This is a genomic window from Fuerstiella sp., assembly GCA_022447225.1.
Lineage (GTDB): Bacteria > Planctomycetota > Planctomycetia > Planctomycetales > Planctomycetaceae > S139-18.
In genome coordinates, this window is the sequence record JAKVAZ010000002.1 from 136,874 (window position 1) to 160,899 (window position 24,026).

General features: G+C 52.8%; 15 protein-coding genes and 1 tRNA gene. 9 read left to right on the forward strand and 7 right to left on the reverse strand.

Going from position 1 to position 24,026, the window contains the following annotated elements:
• The first annotated feature begins 335 nt into the window (after positions 1-335).
• The 5 genes from MK110_02770 (at position 336) to MK110_02790 (ending at position 6,966) form a co-directional block, all read left to right on the forward strand.
• Positions 336-1,190: an SDR family oxidoreductase gene (locus tag MK110_02770; protein ID MCH2210197.1), complete on the forward strand. Its 855-nt coding sequence runs from the start codon at positions 336-338 to the stop codon at positions 1,188-1,190.
• Between the two features lie 105 nt (positions 1,191-1,295).
• A complete protein-coding gene (locus tag MK110_02775) occupies positions 1,296-2,600 on the forward strand; it encodes a hypothetical protein (GenBank protein MCH2210198.1) in 1,305 nt (434 codons plus the stop codon).
• A gap of 209 nt (positions 2,601-2,809) precedes the next feature.
• Positions 2,810-3,664: a sugar phosphate isomerase/epimerase gene (locus MK110_02780; protein ID MCH2210199.1), complete on the forward strand. Its 855-nt coding sequence runs from the start codon at positions 2,810-2,812 to the stop codon at positions 3,662-3,664.
• A 63-nt stretch (positions 3,665-3,727) separates the two neighbouring features.
• Entirely contained in the window at positions 3,728-5,245 is a 1,518-nt protein-coding gene (locus MK110_02785) for a PQQ-like beta-propeller repeat protein (protein MCH2210200.1), read from the forward strand.
• A 122-nt stretch (positions 5,246-5,367) separates the two neighbouring features.
• Complete coding sequence (locus tag MK110_02790) at positions 5,368-6,966, forward strand: DUF1080 domain-containing protein (protein MCH2210201.1); 1,599 nt, start codon at positions 5,368-5,370, stop codon at positions 6,964-6,966.
• 4 nt (positions 6,967-6,970) lie between these two features.
• Here the strand turns inward: MK110_02790 and MK110_02795 are convergent, their stop codons facing one another.
• From MK110_02795 to MK110_02820, 6 genes are all read right to left on the reverse strand, one after another.
• Complete coding sequence (locus tag MK110_02795) at positions 6,971-8,467, reverse strand: hypothetical protein (GenBank protein MCH2210202.1); 1,497 nt, start codon at positions 8,465-8,467, stop codon at positions 6,971-6,973.
• Positions 8,468-9,167: 700 nt separating this feature from the next.
• Positions 9,168-9,713, reverse strand: coding sequence for a PspA/IM30 family protein (locus tag MK110_02800; GenBank protein ID MCH2210203.1), 546 nt, complete (start codon positions 9,711-9,713; stop codon positions 9,168-9,170).
• 194 nt (positions 9,714-9,907) lie between these two features.
• Positions 9,908-10,525, reverse strand: a complete 618-nt coding sequence (locus tag MK110_02805; protein MCH2210204.1) for a sigma-70 family RNA polymerase sigma factor — start codon at positions 10,523-10,525, stop codon at positions 9,908-9,910.
• A gap of 283 nt (positions 10,526-10,808) precedes the next feature.
• The gene (locus tag MK110_02810; protein ID MCH2210205.1) at positions 10,809-11,999 is read right to left on the reverse strand and encodes a pyridoxal phosphate-dependent aminotransferase; all 1,191 of its coding nucleotides are present in this window, start codon (positions 11,997-11,999) and stop codon (positions 10,809-10,811) included.
• Positions 12,000-12,327: 328 nt separating this feature from the next.
• Positions 12,328-12,792 carry a hypothetical protein gene (locus MK110_02815; protein ID MCH2210206.1) on the reverse strand — a complete coding sequence of 155 codons (465 nt, stop codon included), beginning with the start codon at positions 12,790-12,792 and terminating at the stop codon, positions 12,328-12,330.
• Between the two features lie 983 nt (positions 12,793-13,775).
• On the reverse strand, positions 13,776-14,261 hold the full coding sequence (locus tag MK110_02820) for a hypothetical protein (GenBank protein MCH2210207.1): 486 nt from the start codon (positions 14,259-14,261) through the stop codon (positions 13,776-13,778).
• Positions 14,262-15,057: 796 nt separating this feature from the next.
• Between MK110_02820 and MK110_02825 the strand changes: the two genes are divergently transcribed.
• Together MK110_02825 and MK110_02830 are read left to right on the forward strand one after the other, a co-directional pair.
• Positions 15,058-18,147 carry a PSD1 and planctomycete cytochrome C domain-containing protein gene (locus tag MK110_02825; protein ID MCH2210208.1) on the forward strand — a complete coding sequence of 1,030 codons (3,090 nt, stop codon included), beginning with the start codon at positions 15,058-15,060 and terminating at the stop codon, positions 18,145-18,147.
• A 42-nt stretch (positions 18,148-18,189) separates the two neighbouring features.
• Entirely contained in the window at positions 18,190-19,623 is a 1,434-nt protein-coding gene (locus tag MK110_02830) for a DUF1501 domain-containing protein (GenBank protein ID MCH2210209.1), read from the forward strand.
• A gap of 589 nt (positions 19,624-20,212) precedes the next feature.
• Here the strand turns inward: MK110_02830 and MK110_02835 are convergent.
• Positions 20,213-20,297 (reverse strand) — tRNA-Leu (locus tag MK110_02835).
• A gap of 339 nt (positions 20,298-20,636) precedes the next feature.
• Between MK110_02835 and MK110_02840 the strand changes: the two genes are divergently transcribed.
• Both MK110_02840 and MK110_02845 read left to right on the forward strand, forming a co-directional pair.
• Entirely contained in the window at positions 20,637-22,001 is a 1,365-nt protein-coding gene (locus MK110_02840) for a VWA domain-containing protein (protein MCH2210210.1), read from the forward strand.
• Positions 22,002-22,291: 290 nt separating this feature from the next.
• Positions 22,292-23,968: a HAMP domain-containing histidine kinase gene (locus MK110_02845; protein MCH2210211.1), complete on the forward strand. Its 1,677-nt coding sequence runs from the start codon at positions 22,292-22,294 to the stop codon at positions 23,966-23,968.
• Positions 23,969-24,026: the final 58 nt, after the last annotated feature.

Here is a 24,026-nt window from a genome sequence, read left to right on the forward strand (position 1 = left end):
TACCCGACAGCATTGAATAACGGGTGATCCGCGTCAACGATTGCCAGACAGGTGATTGTCCAATCAATCAATCTGGAGGCGATTGTCACAACAGGCACCGTGTACTGCAAACATTCAAATTTAGTTTTGTCGGGATGCCTTTCTAATTCGCCGTCAGAAAACGGGGAGGGGAAGCGTTAATTCGCCTGACTTGTGACTGTGTAACCTGTGTTCTGCCGGACAAGACGAAGGTGAACCGTGTTCAGAGCTTCGCAGCACGGAAAACAGTGGTTTGGCGGGTTTGTGGAAATAGCTACAATTGCCAGATGTTTACACTCGATTCTGAGGATCGGAGTGTGATTTCAATCTTTCCTGGCTGCGGCTGGAACAGGACTACATTCAGGGCGACGATGGACTTTCTGCAACTTGAAGGCAAAGACGTCCTCGTGCTTGGTGTTGCCAATCGCAAGAGTGTGGCATGGAAAACAGCGCAACTGCTGATAGAGGCGGGTGCAAGGGTGATCTTCAGTGTGCGTTCGAACGATCGAGCCGACACTGTCCGGAAACTTGCTCCGGACTCACCCGTTTTTGTGTGTGATGTGGAGAACCAGGAAGAAATAGACCGTCTGCGCGACAGCGTTGCCGGGGTCGCATCGAAACTACACGGGATCGTGCACTCCGTCGCGTTTGCTGATTATTCTTTAGGGTGGTTACCGTTTCATGAAACTCCTCGGGCAGCTTTTTTACAGGCAATTGACATTTCCTGCTTTTCGTTGACGGCCGTGGTCAATGCCCTGAAAGATCAATTGGATCCGAAGTGCGGCAGCGTGGTGACGATTTCGATTTCTACGACACGAATGGCGGCCGAAAATTATGGTTATATGGCGCCGGTCAAGGCGGCTTTGGATTCCTCTGTCTGTTTCCTGGCGAAATCATTTTCGAAATTTTCTTCGATTCGATTCAATGCTGTGTGTCCAGGTCTTTTGAAAACATCAGCGTCAGCAGGGATCCCTGGATATGCCGACAGTTACCTGTTTGCTGAACAGGCGACCCTGCGAAAACAGGGGGTGCAGACCGACGAAGTGGCCTCTGCTGTGGTGTTTCTGCTCAGTCCTCGTTCCTCGGCAATCAATTCTCAGGGCATCGTACTGGACGCCGGTATGTCCACGAATTATTTCGACGACGAAATTATTGGTCGCAGTGACAACTGACGTCCTGATTTACGAATTCGGTTCCATCCCAGGTCGTTTGATTCGGTCAGGGACTTCGAACAGGAGAGCAACATTCGCTGGTCTCAGCAAACCGGTATTATAGTGGTGACAGCGGGATTGCTGGTCCTGACACTGGCCCTGCGGATGACAGTCGTCATGGTTGACGGTGATCGACTGCAAAGTGACCCCGATGCATATGTGCGACTGGCGAAGATGCTGGCTGACGGCAGGGGTTACGTTGCAGCAAACGGGTCAGATCCGACAGCTTTTCGCCCCGTGTTTTATCCACTGCTGTTGGCAGCTTTGTTGACGGGAGGGTGTTCACCGGCGGCAGCTGTTGCCACCTGGAATCTGCTGGCCGGACTTGCGTTCGTTGTCGGTACCGTTCTATTGGCAAAGGAATTTGATCTGCATCCTGCGGCTGTTGTGACTGCTGGATTTGCGGCAGCAGCTGACCCGCTGCTGGTTCGGTATACGACTGAACCGATGACGGAAAATGTCTGCGCCGCGATTTTTACGTTGGCAGTCGTTTATCTGTTGCGCTTTGTTCGGTATGCCAGGCGTTTGGATGCCGGCTGCGGATTTGGCCTGGCAGCAATCGCGGGTCTACTGCTGGGTGTCAGTGCATTATGTCGACCAATCGTGATGATCAGCTGCGTGTCGCTGAGTTTGACCATGGTGGTTATGCTATGGAATTCAGTTCGCCCCCGGCGATTGTCCGTCATCCTGCGTCTGGTATGGATCGGGATGCCTGCCGCCGTGGCCGCACTTACGGTCGCGCCGTGGGTCATTCGGAATGCCATTCATTTTGGGGCTCTGATTCCTGCGACAACACACGGAGGCTATACGCTGTTGCTGGGAAATAACTCCGAATTTTATCACCGTGTGGTATCCGGAAGGCAGTCAACCTGGGACGCAAATTCTCTTCAGGCCTGGCAGCGAGATTTGCATCGGGGCCTGGAAGAGTCTGGTAAGGATCAGGCCGGTGAGCATGTTGTCGATGGGTGGATGTATCAAAAGGCTGTAGCTGAAATTCGACATCAACCGTCAATGGCAGTCCGTGCGGTCATCCTGCGCTGGCGCCGTTTCTGGGCTTTGACGCCGACAGCCAGCGGTGCCTCACTGCCGCGATACCTGCTGTACGCTGTGGGCATCTGGTACGGACTGACGGGCATCGGTCTTTTGCTCAGCCTGTTGAGACTTTACCGGAATCACTCTGTGATTTTACTCTGGATGAGTGTCATGTCTTTTCTGGCAGTGCATTCGTTTTACTGGACCAACACACGAATGCGGGCACCGTTGACCGGTGTATTGATCGTCCTGTCCACAGCCGGCTGGGTTGCGCAGTTACGCCGTTCACCTGTAACACGTACGGATGCCGCTGCAGTCAATACGGACTCACGCACTTAACGCCGCTGTGTCTGGTTATTACCAAAAGAACATTTCGGAACCGGAGTGGATACCTCCCGTTCTCCGGTATGTTCCTGCACGTTTGTGTAATGAAGCCGCCCCGACTCTTTCATCGACAATTCCGGATCCGGCCCTTGCCGTTTGCAAATCCGGACCACCTTCGCCAATATCTGATCATGCAGCTTCGTGAGTCAGCCAAAGGAAGATCAATGAGTCAGTGGCCGATTGGTGTTTTTGCTTCTCTGGATGCAGGATTGGGAGTTCACCTCGATGTGGTCCAGGAACTAAATATTCCGTCGATCCAGTTGCACACACCTCGCCCGGAGACTCGTACTCAGGAGTCTGCGGATCGTTTTGCTGCGACATGCGCAGACGCAGGGATTACGATTACCTGTATGTTTGGGGGGTTCGACGGTGAAAGTTACGCCGACATCGCCACTTGTGTTCGTACAGTTGGCCTGGTCCCTCGAGAAACACAACAGGCACGTGTTCAGGAGTTTAAAGAAATCAGCAACTTTGCACGCATGCTCGGTCTGGATGCGGTTGGCCTGCATATTGGATTTATTCCGGAAGACACGTCATCCGACAGCTATCATACCCTGCTGGATGTGACACGGGATCTGTTGGACCATATCGGGAATAACGGCCAGACGCTGCACCTGGAAACTGGTCAGGAATCAGCTGATCATCTGCTTGAATTCATCAAATCAGTCGATCGTGACAACTTATTTATCAACTTCGATCCTGCGAATATGATTTTGTACGGAACCGGTGAACCTATCGAGGCTCTTAAGAAAGTGGGACCATACGTTCGAAGTGTCCATTGCAAGGACGCGACGTGGGCGCCGGAAGACAAGCGAGGAGAGGCCTGGGGGCAGGAGGTTCCTCTGGGAGACGGTGACGTCGGCATCAAAAACTACCTGCAAACGCTGCAGGATCTGGGCTATGATGGACCACTGACGATCGAACGGGAAATTCCCGAGGATCGGGATCGACAGAAAGCTGATATTGGACAGGCGGTTGGGCTGCTTGAAGCGCTTCGCAGCGAGATTCTGTCGTTGTGAACACTTCGGTACCACTTTGTCCATGCGACGCCTCTGACAAATCCGTGTTCATGAATTGATTCAATGCAGGTTTCGATATTTAGTACGGAATCCGATTCCAGGTCCACTCTTCTCGCGCTGCGCCTGCATTATTCGAGTTTTTCTTTTCTGCGCGTGTTCGTTGCGATGTTCTTTCTGGTTTTTGGCGACTCTCCGCTTAGTGAAGCGGAAGACTGGCCGTGGTTTCTTGGTCCTCGACACACCGGTATCTCAGGTGAAACGGATCTGGATCTCGACTGGTCCGAAAACAAGCCACCACTCCTGTGGAAACAACAGGTCGGTACAGGGTACAGCGCACCGTCCGTTCTTGGTGACCGACTGGTTGTGCATCACAGGAAAAAGAGAGTGGAGATTGTGTCATGCCGTTCACTGACGGATGGACAGGAAATCTGGCGGTATGCATACACAAGCGATTTCTCTGATCCCTACGGATACAACAACGGGCCACGTTGTTCTCCGATTCTGGATGCCGGCCAGTGCATCACGCTGGGTGCCGAAGGCATGCTGACATGTCTGAATTTCGACGATGGTCAACTGGTTTGGCAGCATGATCTCAGGAAAAAATTTGAACTGCCGGAATGGTTTTTTGGTGTTGGCTGTTCTCCGATTCTGGATGGCGATCGAGTGATCGTGCTGGTGGGTGGCCAGCCGGATTCCGGGGTGGTCGCGTTCAACCGGCACGATGGCAGGGTGGAGTGGCAGGCCGGCGGGCGGTCCACCTGGGACGGTGAAGTTGACGCGAACAGCAGCGAACCTCACAAATGGACCGGCAGTGAAATGGTCGTCAGTTATTCGTCGCCCATTATTGCCACCATTCACGCTCGTCGCCATTTGCTGTGTCTGATGCGACAGGGACTGTTGTCACTGGATCCGCAGACCGGAGCAGAAAATTTTCATTACTGGTTTCGCCCGCGCGTTCACGAGTCCGTGAATGCGGCACGGCCGGTTGTGATCGAAGATCAGATTCTGTTGTCAGCTGCTTACAAGGCCGGTTCCGCTCTCATCAAAGTCAACGCGGATGGCAAGTCGTATCAGGAGGTCTGGCGAAACAAACGCAACCTTCTTGCCCACTGGTCGACTCCGATTCACACCGATGGTTTCGTCTATGGTTTCAGCGGTCGGCACGAGAACGAGGGGGAACTTCGCTGCATTCGACTCAGCGACGGCGAAGTTATGTGGAAGTCGTCCGGCTTTAGCGGCAACCTGGAGGATTTCACCCGCGACCCGGAAACCAGGCGAATTATCGATGTCAGGACGCGTGAATTCGTGCCGTTTCCGTACTACGGACGAGGTTCCCTGGTACTGGTGGGTGATCGTTTCGTGGTACTGGGTGAGCGTGGAACACTGGCCATCGTTGTGGTTGATCCCGAATCTTTTCAGGAACGCGGAAGGTTTTCGATGCCGGAAATTCACTATCCGGCATGGGCCGCTCCGGTCATTTCCGGTGGAAAATTGTTTCTTCGCAGTGAAGACTGGTTGATCTGTCTGGACCTTCAGAACGGATTGAAACGGGCCGTTTCTCAAAGGTTCGTCACTGATTGAGAGTCGTACGGGCCGTATACCTGACTAATAACTGTTGCCAGAATCAGCCGGCTGTTGTTGCGGGGAGATGTTTCCGAACACTTAGTCCTTTTTGTCGAGATTCCGTCTGGAGATTGATTGTTATGAAGTTTTGTACCCGTCTGTTGATTCTTCACGTGCTTGCCGTTGCCGGCTGCTTTGCATCGGCTACTCGTGCCGACGACGAATGGCAAAATCTATTTGACGGCAAAACACTCAGCGGCTGGGATGGAGATCCTCGGCTGTGGTCAGTCGAAGATGGAGCGATCACCGGTGAAACAACACCGGAAATCAGTCTGAAACGAAACAGCTTTATCATCTGGCGCGGGGGTGATGTCGACAACTTCGAGCTCGAACTTGAGTACCGCATCATTGGTACCACCGATCCCGGTTCCGCTAATTCGGGTATTCAGTACCGCAGCTTTGAAATCCCGGATTCGAAATGGGGGATTGGCGGTTATCAGGCTGACTTCGAAGCCGGCGACACGTACTCGGGCATTTTATACGGAGAACGATATCGAGGCATTCTGGCCGAACGAGGACAGTCAACAGAACTGACAGAACGCAGAGGGAAATTTGTAAAAACAGTTGTGCAGCAATTTGCCGACAGTGCTGAGCTGCAGAAAAAAATCCGCAAAGACGACTGGAACAGCTACCGCATTGAAGCCAGTGGATACCGATTCAGACATTACATCAACGGACACAAAACCTCTGAATGTGTTGACAACGACCTCACACAGCGTCGTGCGTCGGGAGTGCTCGCATTTCAGATTCATGTTGGTAAGCCGATGAAAGTACAGTTTCGTAACATTCGCCTTAAGAAACTGCCGGCAACGAAACGAGTCGCCATGATTTCCGGGACACCCAGCCATGGATTCGGGTCGCACGAACACCGTGCCGGCTGCCTGCTGCTGGCACATGCTCTGAACAACAGCGAGCTTGATATCGAGGCCAGGGTTTATACCAATGGCTGGCCAAAAGATGAAAGAGTCCTGGACTATGCGGACGCCATTGTGATCTACGCCGATGGTGGCGCAGGACACCCGGTCAACCAACATCTCGAACGACTGGATCAGATTCAGAATCGCGGAGTAGGAATGGCCTGTATTCACTATGGTGTTGAGGTTCCCATCGGGGATTCAGGGGATGCCGTTCGAGACTGGATCGGCGGATACTTCGAAACACACTGGTCGGTGAATCCGCACTGGACCGCCAGTTTTGACGGACTGCCCCGTCATCCGATTGCGCGAGGCGTCAGGCCGTTTACGATTCGTGATGAATGGTATTACCACATGAGATTTGTAAATGAGCTGACCGGTGTCACGCCGATTCTCAGCGATCTTCCTCCGGCTGACTCGCTGATCCGTAAAGATGGTCCACACAGCAACAATGAATACGTGAGAGCCGCTGTGCTTCAGCGGCAGGAACCACAACACGTGGCATGGGCGCACGAACGACCGGATGGTGGCCGTGGATTTGGTTTTACGGGTGGCCATTTCCACTGGAACTGGGGCAATGCCAATTTCCGCAAACTCGTACTGAACGCCATTGCATGGACAGCTCACGCTGAAATCCCGGCCGACGGGATCTCGTCCAGGCAACTGTCAATTGATGATTTGATTGCTAACCAGGACTATCCGGTTCCGGGCGACTTCAACAAGGCACGCATTGAAGCACTGTTGCGGGAGTGGAACGGATCGTAGACGTTCAGTTGCCAAATTGCAGGGCGAACAGATCCGCATCTTTCAGGCTGCATTTTAACCGCAGCGGCTGTCCTGCCAGTGCGGACAAATCGGAGCCCGACTTCCAGTGAACGACACGAGAGATTTCATTGCCAATGATTTCAGTACAGTCGTCCAGAGCAAACCCAGGGAGAGTCTTCCCGGATGAGTCCTGCAGTTCGAAACGGACATCACCAGCAGCTGATGTGGCGAAATTTATCCTGAGTGAGCGACCGGAGAACGTCAGCAGTCTGGTCACAAATTCACCGGCAACTGCAGTTGCGCGTACAGAGGCGAAGCCGTCGAGTCTCATACTGTAACGTTTCAGGTGAGCCGTCGGCTGGGCATAATGGTGATTCACGTACAGTGACATTTCAGTCGGACCGGTTTGAACGACGTTCAACGCCGGATAGTTGGCTCGAGACACCCAGTTGCCCAGGCCAATCCCAGGCTTCAAAAATCCCTCCAGAAAAGTGCGGTCGTAGACATTACCACCTCGTGATGTCATGAAAACTGAATCCGATGTGTCCTGATAGTATCCAGGATTGACGTTAAGTTTCTTCGCCTGCCTGTTGGAAACTACCTGCCTTCCCGGAAAGAATCTGGCGGCTGTCGCGACATACAGATGTGGGGCCCGAAAGTAAGCTGAAGTCTGATTCGTGTATAGATGTTCTTCCGGTGCCGGATGCGGCCCGTGCTGGCCGTCATTATGTATCTGCTTCATCAAAACAGCGGGTGTCCAGGTTCGAAAGTCAGTGCTGGTCGTGCGGCCGATTCTGCGAAAGCCGTCCGAAACACGGAAGTAACAGACATAACACTGTTCCGATTCCGACCAGAAGGCCAGATTCTGTGAATCGAACAGATGGGTGTTTCGAAGTTGAACTTCGACCGATGACAGAAAGGCTTTGTCCTGCATTTTTTTCCAATGCAGCCCATCTGCTGAAACAAGCGCGTGCAGGCCTGTATCGATCCCTCCGACACCCTTGAAGCGTTCACTGGCCGGGGTGTCAGGATTTGTGTCAAGAAACGGAGTGAAATTATGGGTGACGCCTGGCAGATCGGACAGGACAATGTTGTTGGCCGTACTGCCGTTGAATTCAAACAAACCAAGTTCTGGTTTTGTCCAGTTGATCCCGTCTTTGGACTCGGCATAGCACGTGTGCTCTTTTGTACCACCTTCCTGAGAGGTCTCGAAGGTCCCTCGGTAATACATCCTCAGCAAATTCCCGTCACAAATAATGGTTGTGTAGCCGGCAAAGGGGCCTTCATAAGGTTTGTCGAAGCGGAGCACAATTCCTTCGTTGCGAGGCTGATGCAGCTGTAGACGGCAGTTTGTCATTGTGTCGATCAAATGTCGGTCGACAAACAACTCACGTCGGGACCCAATATTTATCAGACGACATTCCTTCTGATTCTCCGCATGACTGGATGTTCCGGAAAATAAAAAACAACATAGCAGTACCTGCGCGTACGGCCGAAGCATTAGGACGACTCCTGCTTAATATGCGGGATCTGAAGATTCTCGGACGCCGCCGGACGTTCCATTCGTTGCCTGCGATGTCTCGTTTCTGTTTGTGCGTTACGGCAATTGCGGGCTGAATTCTTTGTAAATCGGGACTCGTCTGATTCACAGAGAGTTGATGTTTGGGGTGTTTTCCTGCTGCCTGCCGTGCGAATCGACTGTATTTGGAGTGATTGTGGTATGCAATCAGGAAACTCAAACCTGTCAGTGTTCGGCTTCGCGAAATGGTGTTCTTCTGCCAGGCTGCCCGCAGCATGTCTGCTTCAAATCCGCAACAATCGGTACTGGCTGCAGGAAATGCCGTCCCGTATCCGTATGGGTAATGGTCACTACCACTGCGGTTTCCTGTTTTCCAATATCTTCTTCCTGCATCTGCAGGCGTCGTCACATTGTTCAATGTCATACGCAGATGCGCCGGGCCATGACAGCTCTTCATTCCTGGTCAGGAAATGATTGATATCCTCAGCTGTTTTTACAGGTGCGACCAGCGAACGACGCTGATAAGGAGCAATGTGAGCCACTCGTTGTGCGTGAATTTAAGAGAATCATTCAGAAGCTGATATTGCTGTGGTGTTGTGATGCCGGCTCCTCTTTGTCCGATCTTTGCTTCGGCCACAGTCTTCCCGGGATCTCTGCATCCCGGGAGTTCTCTCACGCAGTCTCAGTTTTCCAGCTGTCTTCGGAGTGCTTTGAGTTCTGCTTCGACCTCGTGTTGTCGAGCCAGTTGTGACCGGGCAACCGCATGGACAGTTGTTCCCGATTCCTGATGAATTCCAGCCGGTGAACCGGTGACATCGTTCATTCGTCGCAGCGCTTCACTGTGGCGCGCTTCCAGAGCTTTTTGAATTCGCAGCATATGTTCATGCGTTTTTGCTGCTGCATCGAGTTCAGGTCTGAGTCCGTTAAGAAGGTCTTCCAATTCGACTTTGCGGGTCAGAGCGTCCCGGGCATCATCTTCCCGACCCGATTCCAGGGCCTGGCGGGCCCGACTGACCCATTGTTCAATCTGTGCATTGTGTTCATCGATATCTCGCTGAATTCGGACTCGGTTACGGTCGGCAGTTTGAGCGCTTCGCTGAGCGCCTGATAACCCCTGTTCCATTTCCTGAATTACTTCTCGCAGAGTGATTTCGGGGTTTTCGGCTCCGTCCAGAATCTCTGTCAGACTGCAGGTCACGATATCGGTCAGACGCGTGAAATAGGGCATAGTTGAATCTCAACAAACGATGGGTGAGGGCAGGGACGTCCTGCCGTTCGTATGTCAGGGCCAGCGGCAGATAAGAAGACACCAGTCCGAAATACAGGTAGATTTAATCATTTGATGCTTCCGCCGGGACCGTCCGCTCGCTGATCCGGTCCTGCTTTCATATGCAGACCCAACGTGGCGGCCGGACAAATGGATCATGTCATTTTTGAAGTCGTTCCTTCACTGAAGCCGCGACACGACAATTGGTATTTTAGCTTTTCTTTGGCCAGTCGCAGACGACTCTTGGCGGTTGGTAATGTTGTGTGCATCGCATCAGCGATTTCCGAGAGAGTTAGCGAATTAAAATGATGCAGATGAAAGGTTTCTCGCTGTTCTTCAGGTAATTCGTTCAGGAGATCGTTAACCATGTCTCCCAGTTCCGACTGAGAGGCTCGATCGGCTGGTGAGACAATCTCAGCAGGCAGCAGTGATAAAATGTCCGTTGTGCTACTATCAGCGGAATCGGACTTGATGTGTACTCGGCGTACCAGAGCATCTCTGTACGCGCGTCGGGTGTGATCGATCACCAGATTACGGGCGATCCGAAACAACCAGCCACGAAACTGTCCTGTTGGCAGATAATCCCATGCAGCGCGGTACAGGCGGAGCAGGGTTTCCTGGACCAGATCTTCACTCAGCGTGCGATCGCGGGTATTTCGCAAAAAAAAACCAAAGAGGGGTCCCTGCCACTCTGTTACAAGTTCGTCGAACGCACGGCTATCGCCCTGTTGCAGGCGGATCATTCGCTGGTCGTCATCGGAGTGTTGAGTCATGCGCTGGCGAAGCGAGAGAACATGTCACAGACGTGATTAAGTTTCAACAGCATAACCACTTCTTCCCACAGTGGCACCTGACGAATATTCAGGGTTCTATCCAGGCTGAACGGTGAAAGCAGATCAATCGGTCATTCACCTTCGGATTCGGATACCGCAGTTTCCCACCGGTCGTCGACGCGGACAGGGTACCACATGACAACAAACCATCGGGACCTTGTCAGAGTCAAGGACTCTGACAAGGTCCCTGATTCTATTTCGGTCACTCATTGTCCTGCAGTGGCTAGCTGCTGATGAATCCTTCAAGGGCATCCAGACCGGATTTTATAATGTCCATACTGGTCGCGAACGATAGACGTACGTAGCCTGGGGCTCCGAATGCATCACCGGTAACGAGGGCGACATGGGCCTCATCCAGGAGAGCCGTGCAGAAATCGGAACTGTTATCAACACTGACACCCCCTGGTAACTCGCGTCCAAAATGGCTGCTGACGTTAAAAAACGCATAGAATGCACCGCCAGGATCCGCGAAACTCAGACCGGGCATCGATCGAAGACGATTGAGCACGTATTCGCGACGTTCCTGAAACTGCTGCAGCATTTCGCCGATAGCATCCTGCGGACCATTTAACGCTGCGATGGCAGCATGCTGACTGATACTGCAGGGATTGGATGTCTGCTGACTTTGCAGTCGAGTGATGGCGGCCGTGACGTTTTGCGGAGCGAGTGTCCAGCCGATGCGCCATCCGGTCATTGCCCATGCCTTACTGACCCCGCCGACAATAATGGTTCGATCTTTGACGTCGTCTCCGAAAGACGCAAATGTACGAAACGTGTGGCCTTCGTAGATGAGTTTGTCATAGATTTCATCGGACATCACGATGACATCTTTCTCTACGGCCACTCGCGCCAGTGACTCGAGACCATCGACCGAATACACGGCCCCTGTGGGATTTCCGGGACTATTCAGCATCAGCAGTCGGGTTTTATCGGTGACAGCTCCGCGAAACTGATCCGCCGTCATACAAAACCCGGACTCTTCAGTGGTTTCAACCAGTACCGGTACAGCACCGACGAGTTCTACCAGGGCGCTGTAGCTCACCCAGTATGGAGTTGGAATGATGACTTCATCACCCGGTTCACAAACAACTGACAATACGTTGTGAATGGCATGTTTGGCGCCATTGGAAACGGCCACTTCCTGGGGCAGCCACGTGATGCCATAGTCCCTTTCGAATGCATCACAGACAGACTGCTTCAGTTCCGGAATTCCTGTAGCGGCGGTGTAGTGTGTGTGTCCGGCTTCGATGGCCTTTTTTGCGGCTTCACATACGTGTGGCGGCGTTGTGAAATCAGGCTCACCGAGCGTGAATTCGAGGACATTCACTCCTTGAGACCGCAGTTCCCGGGCTTTGGCTGCGGCAGCGATGGTGGCGGACGGTTTGAGCTGATTGACGAGCGTCGACGTGTACATAGATCAAGCTGATGTCTGTGTGAGGTGTTGACAGATAGATGAAACAAAACTGCACCAGGATATTCCAGTGTTCCACGAGCCCGTCTGAAAGCCCAGTGCCTCAGAAAGCTGAATTTCTTAGGAGTCAGACTGTCGTTCGACGTCTGAGAAGACGCGGGTTGTTACTTAGTGCGATGCTCGAATGCTCAACCCTTTACAGGTTAATGATTTGCGATTGACCCGTTTTTCGAAACCAGCCTAAACTACGAGAAGCGGACGACCGTCCTGAAACGGGGGAATCCGCACTTGTGTTATTGGGGCGGGGAGATTTTGCACAGCGATTCGCCCTTCACACCTGAGTGCTACTATGTCTCACGGAGGAGCCGAGAATGGCTACCAAAAGCACTTCTCGAACAAAGTCGGCTGCTAAGAAGTCAACAGCAAAACGCTCAACAGCAGCCAAGTCTACCAAAGCCAGGTCGGGCGCGGCGAAGTCCGGTGCCGCCAGGTCGACCGCAAAAAGGGCGACGGCAGCTAAGTCGACCAAGGCAAAAAGTGGAACAGCAAAGCGAAAGGTTGCCGCAAAGTCAGCGGTGAAGAAGAGCGCTGTAAAATCCACGCCTGCCAAGTCGCCTAAAGCGAAATCAGCTGCCGCTAAGAAGGTGACCGCCAAAAAGTCAGGTACCGCTAAGAAATCAACCGCTGTCAGGTCCACGAAGGCAAAGAGCGGAGCTGCGAAAAAGACTACGGCACGTAAGAGTTCATCAGCAAAGAGAGCGACGACGAAGCGAACAACTGCGTCCCGGTCGACCAAGGCCAAATCTGCTGCGTCAAAGAAAAAGTGAGGCGATTGCCGGACAGTCGCGCGCCAGCAAAAATGTTACAGACCGACGCTGGCCGCGTCACTGATGTTGGTTGTTGTTTCGATGATCCGGGGTGTTATTTCTACCGGTTGTTTCATATGCAGCATATTGCACTGCAACACCGTTGATACCCGAATCATGTTGCCTTCCGACAATGAAGTTCGAAAGCGACTGAGTATCTCAGTCGCTTTATTTTTTGTGCAAAGCAGAATGCGACGATGCACAAATATGCGGCCGTGTGATTCGGCACTGTGAACCGTGGTTGCTGCATATTATGCACTGGTGAAAAAAATATCCGCTGATCAGGACGTTCTCACGGACCGGCTTGGTTTAACTGTATGGTAATGTCTCGGTCGAGAGTGGTTCCAACAGAAAACTGTCTCCGTTCTGTCGGCAGGGCTCCGGAAGCCGGCGCACCAGCCAGTCGTGTTTCCTGGGGCCATTAAACTTCTGACGCAGCGGGACCCTGGATATCGAGGTTTCCCGCAAGCAGCGATTAATGATGCTCTGACCCCACATTGCAGAAGATATGCCGTATGAACAACGGTCTTAGCACAGACCGTAACGGTGATGTGTCGGTTTTTCTGTAGATTGTTGTCACAGCAGATCAGGATTCTGACCGGGCGTTTGAGCACATTGATAACGTTGATGTTACCGCGTGCTCAAAGGAGCGGATTCACAAATCAATGAAGTTTGCCGGAGGATTTAGTAAACAACAGGTTGGAGCCGACGGTGCAGGTGCTACGTGGGGTCGGGAACGCATTCTTCGTCAAAGCTGATTATTTCCGTGTCAGTGCTCTGGTCGAAGGTTCCCCCCCGTCATCCGAACTCTCTCTGTTTGGTTCGCGATTATTCTGCCTGTTTATGGACTGTGGCCTGGTTACTCGATTACCTCACATGTACCGATTTCGGTGGATGGAGCGATCCACACGAGTCACCTCACCGCAACAATTGCCCTCGCTTCACCAATTGATGTCCAGCTTGCCTTGTGAGTCTGCACAAGATGACTCATCAACCCCATTGCTTGATCGGGATCAGTTGCCAGACCAGCTGTAACGATATCGCCAGTCCTCTGTGGCCCGACATTGTAAACCAGACGTTCGAGATTTTGATGGGCTGACACGACGTCCAGATTGGATTCAGACTTTGGTTTATCCTGACCCGGATCACGAGCCGGTATTTCTCCGGAAGATTCAACGCTTTGCTTTGTTGAGTTTATCGAACCCGCGTCGGTGCCGAGTACGTCATGGATTATGTTGTTTGCGGCGTGAATCGACAGAACAGCCATGCGAATTCGGTTTGCGTCCGATTTGTTTGTCCCGGATTCGTGAAGATGAGCCAGTAACTCGATTGCCGCGTCCATATGGCTGTCGATGCTAGTGACCATCGCTTTGAGGTTTTGTTGTTTCACTTGATTCATTAGTCCGGCTCCAGTTCTGATACATTCGTACAGATCCTGTTGCAACAGCCGGAAAACTTCGTTTATTCTGAGCTGTTCAGTTCATACGAATCGGGACGTCGTACAACCGGGATTCATTATAGAACGGGCAAGCGTTCCTGTGGTTACAGCTGCTGCTTCCTGGTGAAAAAATCCAGTTGGTTTCGTTTTATCCTGCTGAATTCTGAAGTGCTCCCACTGTGATTGCCTGACCGGATTTGCTGCATTGCCGGTCAGGCCTTCATCCGGACCTCTTTGCATCTGTGTCATTTTCAGGCGGAGATTCTGCCCAGGGGACAATTCGGAGGGCGATCATGGTTTGCGAATGGGTACTTCAAATACTGCTGTACTGCAGACCCCTGATTTCTTTCAGATCGGATCTTTTCTGCTGTTTGATATTCGACACGTGGTCGGTATGAATACCAATCATCCGTCCGGGGGACGCGGTGATACGTCACATTTATTCGGGCCCGTTACCTTGGCTGTCCCGTTTGTGGACTCTTTCACTTTTAGAACATTCTGTTCATCCTGAGGTATTTCGCATCCAAATCTCACCTCTATCGAATTCTAAGACGCCGTTTTGCTGCCGAGGTGACTCTAAAACGATGCACCATTGTCCTGCTTCCTTGACTGGCTGGAACGCTTGAGTTGTCATAGACATCCCTTGTCTTCCTTTGTTGACCTCGCTGTGGACTTGTAAACAATCCTGCGTATTCCTGATAGAATTTCTTGCGTTCAATGTATTAAACCGCAGTTCATGACCAGCGATCCTCACACTATGTCTCAACATAATCTCATGCGATGTTTCCTGCTCTCACTGATTTGTGTGCTAACAACCAGCCTCGTTCGAGCTGACGAAGTCAAAGTCCATTTCGATCGGGATATCCGCCCGATTCTCTCGGACAACTGTTATACGTGCCACGGGCCGGATGAGCAGGCCCGTGAAAGCGAGTTGAGGTTGGACATTCGTGATGAAGCGATGGTTGAAATTGATGGTCACTTTGCTCTGGTCCCGGGTAAGCCAGAGGAAAGTGAGCTGGTTCGACGGATACTTTCCGACGATCAGGACGAAATCATGCCTCCTGCCACTCATCGCAAAAAACTGACTCACCAACAAAAGCAACTGCTGGTGACGTGGGTCCGGCAGGGAGCCGTCTGGTCTGATCAATGGGCCTGGTCTTCCCCACAGCGATCGATCCCACCCGTCGTCAAGTCTGGTGATCACGTTCACAACTGGATTGACCAGTTCATTCAGGCCCGCCTCGAGAATGAAGGGATTGAACCGTCTCCCCGGTCGGATCCACGAATCCTGATTCGGCGGCTTTCATTCGATTTACTCGGCCTGCCTCCGACAGCTGACCAGGTGGAAGCATTTGTGGATTCCGGCGACCGGAATTCATGGTCAACGTTGGTCGATGAACTGCTGCGGTCACCTCGGTTTGGCGAACGGATGGCGGTTCACTGGCTGGATTTGGTCCGCTATGCGGACAGCGTTGGCTACCACGGCGACCAGGATGTCAGTATCTCACCGTACCGTGATTATGTCATTGATGCTTTTAATTCGAATCTGCCGTTTGATCAGTTCACCCGGGAACAAATCGGAGGAGACTTGCTGCCGAACCCGACACAGGATCAGCTGGTGGCGTCCGGGTACAACAAACTCGGAATGATGTCGGCAGAAGGTGGCGTACAGCCAAAGGAATATCTGGCTAAGTATGCTGCCGATCGTGTACGTACCGCCGGTTCGGTATGGCTGGGATCAACGATTGGCTGCGCTGAATGTCACGATCATAAATTCGATCCATTCACGACCAAAGATTTTTATCGATTTGCTGCATTCTTTGCGGACATCAAGGAAAAGGGACTGGCTCAGACCGGAAACTGGGGACCGTCGATCAAAGTTCCGGACGATGAACTGCCGACTCTTCTCGGACCAGTTCATGAACAGATTGAAACACTCAACCGGGTTCTTGCAGATCACACAGCTGAACTCACAGATGCTCAGCGTGACTGGGAGGAGTCTTTGCTGAAAACCCGAACGAACTGGCAACAGGTGGAGGTCGTTTCTGCTGCTGCGATGCACGGGAGTAAGCTCACAATTCAGGACGACGGATCAATTGTCTCATCGGGGCCTGTCGGCAGCGGCAATACTTATTCGGTCGTGGTGAAAACATCACTGGAAGAAATCACCGGAGTTCGTCTCGAAGTCCTTCCACATGAGTCATTGCCCCATTCGGGACCTGGTCGGTCCCAAGACGGTAACTTTGTATTAAGTGAACTTCGTGTCCGGACTGACGAGGCACCGGTTGCCCTTCAAAACGCACAGGCTGATTTTGAACAAACCACCGATGCCGATCAGAATCCTTATAAAGTGTGGAATGCAGCCAGTGTGATTGACGGGGACGAAAAAGGCAGTAACTGGGGCTGGGCTGTTGCGCCTCAGTTCGGGCGTGCTCACAATCTGATTGTGGAAACGAAGGAGCCGTTTTCGGCTCCGGAATTCACGTTTGGACTCGAACAGAATCACGATGCGGCGTCTGACTTCAATATCGGACGTTTCCGTCTGTGGGTGACGACGGCACGGCAGCCACTGCAGGTCGATCCCATTATGAAACAGCCTTTAGACATTCGCGACATTCTGCTGATTGCGGTGGAGTCACGGACTTCCGAACAACACACACGCCTGGCCGCCCATTTTCGATCCATTGCGCCACAGCTCGATTCGGCCCGCGAGCAGCTGGCGAAGCTGATGGATCAGCAACGGGAACTGACGCAGAAACACACTCGCACAACTCTGATTTCTGTGGCCGTCGAACCCCGGGAGATGAGAGTTCTCGGCCGGGGTGACTGGATGGATATGAGCGGCGAGGTTGTACAACCGGGGGTGCCAGGCTTCCTGCCTCAGATCGATTCGGTCGGTCGATCGACCCGGCTAGATCTGGCGAACTGGCTGGTCTCCGAACGTAACCCACTCACCGCACGTGTCTTCGTGAATCGATTGTGGAAGATGTTTTACGGAACCGGAATCTCTCGAGTCCTGGATGATGTGGGATCACAGGGTGAAGCTCCCGTGTATCCGAAACTGCTGGACACGCTGGCTGTCGAATTCATGGAAAGTGGCTGGGATATCAAACACATGATTCGGTTGATGGTCACATCAGCAGCGTATCAGCAGTCATCGCTGATGAGGGATGATCTTCGGGATTTTGATCCCAACAACCGACTGCTGGCCCGTCAGTCGCGTTACCGCCTGGATGCCGAGTTCGTGCGTGACAACGCGCTGAGTGTCAGTGGCCTGCTGGTGCACAGGCTTGGAGGACGCAGTGCCAAGCCTTATCAGCCGGTGGGCCTGTATCGTCATTTGAATTTTCCGGCACGCAAATACCAGTCGGACAGCGGTACGAATCAGTACCGGCGTGGTCTGTACACGCACTGGCAGCGACAGTTCCTGCATCCGGCCATGAAATCATTTGATGCTCCTCCGCGGGAAGAATGTACGGCCGAACGTCCTCAATCCAATACCCCGCTTGCCGCGCTGGTGTTGCTGAACGATCCGTCTTATGTGGAGGCTGCCCGAGTCTTCGCGGAGCGAGCGATTCGTCAGGGTGGTCCAGCCGACACAGGGCGTCTTGACTGGATCATGCGGGGGGCGCTGTCCCGGTCTGTCCGGCAGGACGAAGTTGTGGTTCTGCAGTCTCTACTGGAGTCACAGCGTCAGCACTACACAAACCAGTCTGAGGCGGCCAAACAGTCTGTGTCTGTTGGGTTGTATCGCGTTCCGGATGATATCGATGAGGCAGAGCTTGCGGCGTGGACAGCCGTGACACGTGCTGTCTTTAATATGCACGAGTTTATTACACGAAACTGAACTCAGGCGGACGACTGCTGTCGCTCCTTGATGGTCTTAATCATGAATCCGATCCAAGCAATCCGAACAGATGCCTGTCGCCGTACGTTTCTGCAACGGGGGGCCGCCGGTGTTGGCGCTGCGGCGCTTCACTCGATCATGAATCGAACAGAGGCAGTCGACCGATCTGATGTTTCTGTGCCGCGGTGGGATGGAGTCGTGCAGCCTCTGCACCGCACACAGCGAATTCGTCGGGTGATCCATTTGTGTATGGCAGGGGGGCCTTCGCATCTGGAAACGCTGGACCACAAGCCGAAGCTTGCGGAAATGGATGGCCGGCCAATGCCTGAATCCTTCACCAAAGGACGTCAGATTGCGCAACTCCAGGGACGAGAACTCAAATGTCTGGCGCCCCAGCATCCGTTCCGACCTCATGGCGAATCCGGACAGCTGTTGAGCGATGTGTTTCCACATATCAGCACACTGGCTGACGACATCTGCATCGTTAATTCGCTGCAGACCGAACAGATTAATCATGATCCGGCGCACACCGTGATGAACACCGGCACAAGTATTCCCGGGCGGCCCTCGATGGGTTCCTGGGTGCTTTATGGCCTGGGCAGTGAGTGCGATGACATGCCGGGATATGTCGTGCTCACATCGGTTGGCGGTGGCCAGTCGCAACCCATTGCTGCTCGACAGTGGCACAGTGGATTTCTACCCAGCAGGTTTCAGGGGGTCGAATTTCGGTCACAGGGAGATCCGGTTCTCTACGTAAACAGTCCCCAGGGTGTCGGTCTTGCAAATCAGCGGGAAGTAATATCGGCCGTGCAGCAATTGAATCGCATTGGCAACGAATCATTTCACGATCCGGAAATTGCGACTCGTATCAGCCAGTATGAGCTGGCGTTTCGCATGCAGTCGTCAGTGCCGGAGCTGATGAATGTTTCGGGGGAGCCGGACCATATCCTTAAAATGTATGGAACCGAAGGTGGTGACGGATCGTTTGCTTCAAACTGTCTGCTGGCACGCCGACTGGCGGAACGCGGTGTGCGGTTTATTCAGCTGTACCATCGTGGCTGGGACCATCATGGCGGCGTCAAAGATGGAGCCAGACGAACGGCGAGTCTTGTGGATCAGGGGACCACTGCACTGATTCAGGATCTCAAGCAACGAGGAATGCTGGATGATACGCTGATCATCTGGGGTGGAGAATTTGGACGTACTCCAATGGCACAGGGATCTGGCCGCGATCACCACATCATGGGATTTTCCATGTTCCTGGCCGGGGGAGGAGTGAAGGGGGGGCTGACCTGGGGGGCGACCGACGAACTGGGATACGAGGCGGTCGAGAACAAAGTGCATGTTAATGATTTGCATGCCACCCTGCTGCATTTGTTGGGGATCGATCATGAACGGTTGACACATCGCTTCCAGGGACGGGATTTCCGCCTGACCGATGTGTCCGGACATGTGCTGCACGATATTCTGACATAGTCAGTCTGCCTGAGATGACGGTTTCTGCGACCAGCTTTGACTGATTCGGGGTTCTCGTGAATCGTTCCACCACTCACTCCTGCTGTTGTGAGTTGTGCTGATGGCATCTGTGGTCGCCATCGGGCGATAATATTGGCAGCGTGAGTATGGATCGGGGTAACGACCCGATCGAAGCTGTGTTCAACGAAGCTGAGGAAGACATAGAGCGAATCATTATTTTGTATTCGCCCGGCGACGTGAATTCCCACAAGCTATTCTTATAAATTATTAAGCATGCTGGTCTGCCTTCGTAGCTGAAGCTCATAGAAAACCTGAGAGCGTCCTGAGAAACCGAATGGCTTGACTCAGGAATGTCGGCTGATGTGGTGACTGCCTGGATCGGGCATTCCGTCAAAGTTCAGAACGACAGTTACGCTCAGGTTGATGACCACCGCTTCGGTCAGTTCAGCGATATGCAGTTGAAATTGGTGGCAACAAAGGCATACGAAACAGTGACAACTCCAGAAAAACAGGTTGCCATATAAATTGTCACCGACGTGTAGAATTCCGTCAGGCCAATAAAAAAGCACGGTCTTCTGACCGTGCTTTTTGCCCCGGAGAGGAGTCGAACCTCCACGCCCATTACGGGCACATGAACCTGAATCATGCGCGTCTGCCAATTCCGCCACCGGGGCTTGATGGGGAGAATTCTCAACGGGAATCCACCAGCAACTGAACCCTTCAGGCTCAGAATTCGCGAATTTTACAGAGGTCCGACAAACCTGACAACCGCGAGGTTCGGATTCCGGTTTACACAAGGCAGTTGATGTCGAAACAACAGGGATGATTGACAAGCTGATTTCCTGAAATAACGGTTTCACTTGTTCCGAAGAAATCAGCTGATTTCGGATTCAAGGCCGGAGCATACAAATCTTTTACAATGTTCTGACAGCTGTCTGACCACCTGATCGGGCGTTCGACGTCTAATTCGCAGTAACCCATGACCTCTCAAACTGAAACGAGGAGTTTTTGCGATGAGAAATCTCATGTTGACTGTGATGAGCTGTGTGATTGCTGCTGGAACTCAACTCATAGTGGCTGATCAAATCAAGCTGAATGTGTCACCCGTACATTCGGTGCTCAAGGCCGGCGAAAAACAGATGACGTGGTTTCGAGTCGGACTGGACGGATTTCATCTGGCATCAGACGCGCCACGGTCAGCTGCCAACGTGACGATCGTACTGGACAAGTCCGGGTCCATGCAGGGAGAAAAGATAACACGTGCCCGTGATGCCGCGATCGATGCACTGCATCTGCTGGGTCCGGATGACATCATTTCGATCGTTACCTATGACTCCACCGTGAATGTGCTGGTTCCTGCGACGAAACTCACCGATCGAAAATCGGTGATTGCCAAGATCCGGGCAATTACGGCTGGTGGAAACACAGCCTTATTTGGTGGTATCAGCAAAGCCGCAGCTGAGATTCGTAAATTTCTGGATAAAGAACGCGTGAACCGGGTTATTCTGCTGTCTGACGGGCTGGCCAACGTGGGGCCTTCGTCACCCGGAGAACTGGGGGCTCTGGGAGCGTCATTGCTTAAAGAGAACATCAGTGTGACGACTTTAGGTCTGGGGTTGGGTTACAACGAAGACCTGATGGCTCAGCTGGCGGGACGGAGTGGTGGAAATCATTATTTCATTGAACAGGCGTCTGAACTGGCCGATATTTTCCGACGTGAATTCGATGACGTGTTATCGGTGGTTGCCCAGGAAGTCGATATCAGCATCAGCATTCCCGACGGCATTCGACCGGTTCGTGTGCTGGGCAATGAAGCCGACATTAACGGGCAGCAGGTCGTGACTCGACTTGCTTCGATCTACAGTGAGCAGCACAAACATATGGTGATCGAAGTTGAAACTCCGTCATCCGATCCTCATACAGATCTGGAGCTGGCCACTGTGACGGTTTCGTATTCGAATATGAAAACACACCAGACGGATCGTTTGTCGGGGACAGCCAAAGTGGAATTCAGTGAATCCGCACAGGTTGTCGCGGCCAGCCTGAACAAAACGGTTCTGGCTGACGTGGTCGCTCTGGTTTCCAGTGAAAAGAGTAAGCTGGCGACGAAATATCTGGACGAAGGAGATCTTGAGATGTGTCGGCTAACATTGAAGGAAAACGCCGAATACCTGGCAACCAACGCGAATGAGATTCCGGAAGCCCGGGACCGGCTGTCTCAGCTGGCCGGTTCCAACAGAATCCAGGCTTTTCAGCTTGAGGGCGTGACGAGCAACACAGATAAGAAAGCAATCTCAGTTCGTAAGGGCGTTCGGGCCTATCAAAATGAGGTTGATATTCAGCAACGAGCCGTGCGGCCGGTTGACTCATCAAAATGACAATTCGTTCCAAACCCGTCAGACTGCTCTCGAAGCCCGGTGTTTTGGACAATACCGGGCTTCTTTTGCTTTCTAAGGACTCCGATCGACTCGCAGTTTGTGCTGCAGGTTTATTCAGAAACCAACAGCATGTGACAGCGGCTTGTCCGGGGTTTCCTGCAGAGATGAACTTCTTATTTCAGTAAACTTGTTCCTGTGGTGTTAAGTGCCCCGAGTGAACAGCGGAGTTCCGGCGTGACGGGACGTGTGAGCTTTGACGATTTGAGGCGTTGCCTCGTGAGACGGTCAGCATGAAACCTCGTTCACTCATTTTGATGTTGCTGATCGTGGGGATTCCCTGCGCAGTGCTGGTGTGGGCTGCCGTACGGATTTCCCGCAGTGAGCAGGTCGTGGTTGAGCAGCAGTTCCACGATCTGATGCGACAAAGGTTGTCTGACGTTAGTGACGGCGTCGATCGCTATTTTCAGCAGATCGAAGCTCGGTTGCAGGACCTCACGTCACTCAACAATCCGGATATCTCAACGCTTCGGCAGCTTGGACGCACCGAGCCATTACTGATGCAGATGTTTCTTGTGACACCGGAAGGCCATTTACAGTATCCGGATCCTGAGGATGCGCTGAATGGCGATGAACGACGCTTTTTGCTCAAAGCGTCGAAAATATTCACAGAAAAGCATCTCAGCATCGCTTCGGTTAATACCGAAGCGAGAAATTCGGTGCAGGCAACTGATCTGAATGCTCAGGCTCATACTGACCAGGTCGTGGAACACACAGCCGAGCTGAGTACCCCCGCCGTTCAGGAGTCTGGGTTTGTGCGACCACTGAATACTTCGGACACAGGTTGGTTTGTGTGGTACTGGGACAGCGGCCTGAATCTGATTTACTGGAACCGTCGTCCGTCCGGTCAGATCGTTGGTGCGGCACTGGATCGTTCGCGCTGGATGGCTGATCTGATCGGTCGGCTTCCCGACAGTTCGGCACAGCATGCGTCTCCCAGTGGAGATAACAGTGAGCCCCGAATTCGTCTGGTGAATGCGGCATCGTATCCGGTGTACCAGTGGGGGCGAACGGCGGACGACGCTGCTGAAACGGTGTGTGAGATTGCGCTGACCGCACCGCTGTCGTCCTGGCGATTGCAATGTTTGATTGTTGCCGGTCAGCATCCAGCCCGCTCCCGAGGCACTTTGTATGGCCTGGCCGGTGGCGTGATGGCTGTTGGCGTGGCTGTTGGCCTGCTTGCATTCGTACTGATACGTGACTTCGCGCGTGAGATGAATGATGCACGTCGACAGGTCAGTTTCGTCAACCAGGTGTCGCATGAACTCAAAACGCCACTCACGAATATCTGTCTGTATGCCGAACTGCTGGAAAAGGACATGGAACGGCTTCCCGAAGACAGCACACAGCAGCCACGAAAGCGTCTGGACGTGATTCTTTCAGAAGGCCAGCGGCTCAGCCGGCTGATCGGTAATGTCCTTACGTTTGCCCGACAGGAACGTCGATCGTTGCGACCTACGTTCTCCCGATGTGTTCCGGACGAAATCATTGCACAGGTACTGAGACATTTTTATCCCGTCCTGGCAGCGCTTGAAATCCGGATTGATGCCCGATTGAACGCAGCCGAATCACGAACGTTCGATACCGACTTCCTGGAACAGATTCTGGGTAATTTAATCAGTAATGTCGAAAAATATGCGGCTGACAGCGAATCACTGACTGTCAGCAGTCATGTCCGGGATGGAACTCTCGTTGTTGAAGTCATTGACGACGGGCCCGGTATTGCGGACAACGATCGCGATCGGATATTTGAACCGTTCGTGAGGCTGTCTCAGGATGTCAGCAGTGCTGCGGGCACCGGGATTGGATTATCGATCAGTCGCGAATTGGCTCGACTGCACGGCGGCGACGTGGCACTCCTGAACAGCAGCTCGGGATTGCACTTTGTGATCACACTGTGTTTGTCCTGACGAAAAATTCACAGGATGCCGGAACCCCACGTCCAGTTTGTTCTGGCTGAATCCCGGA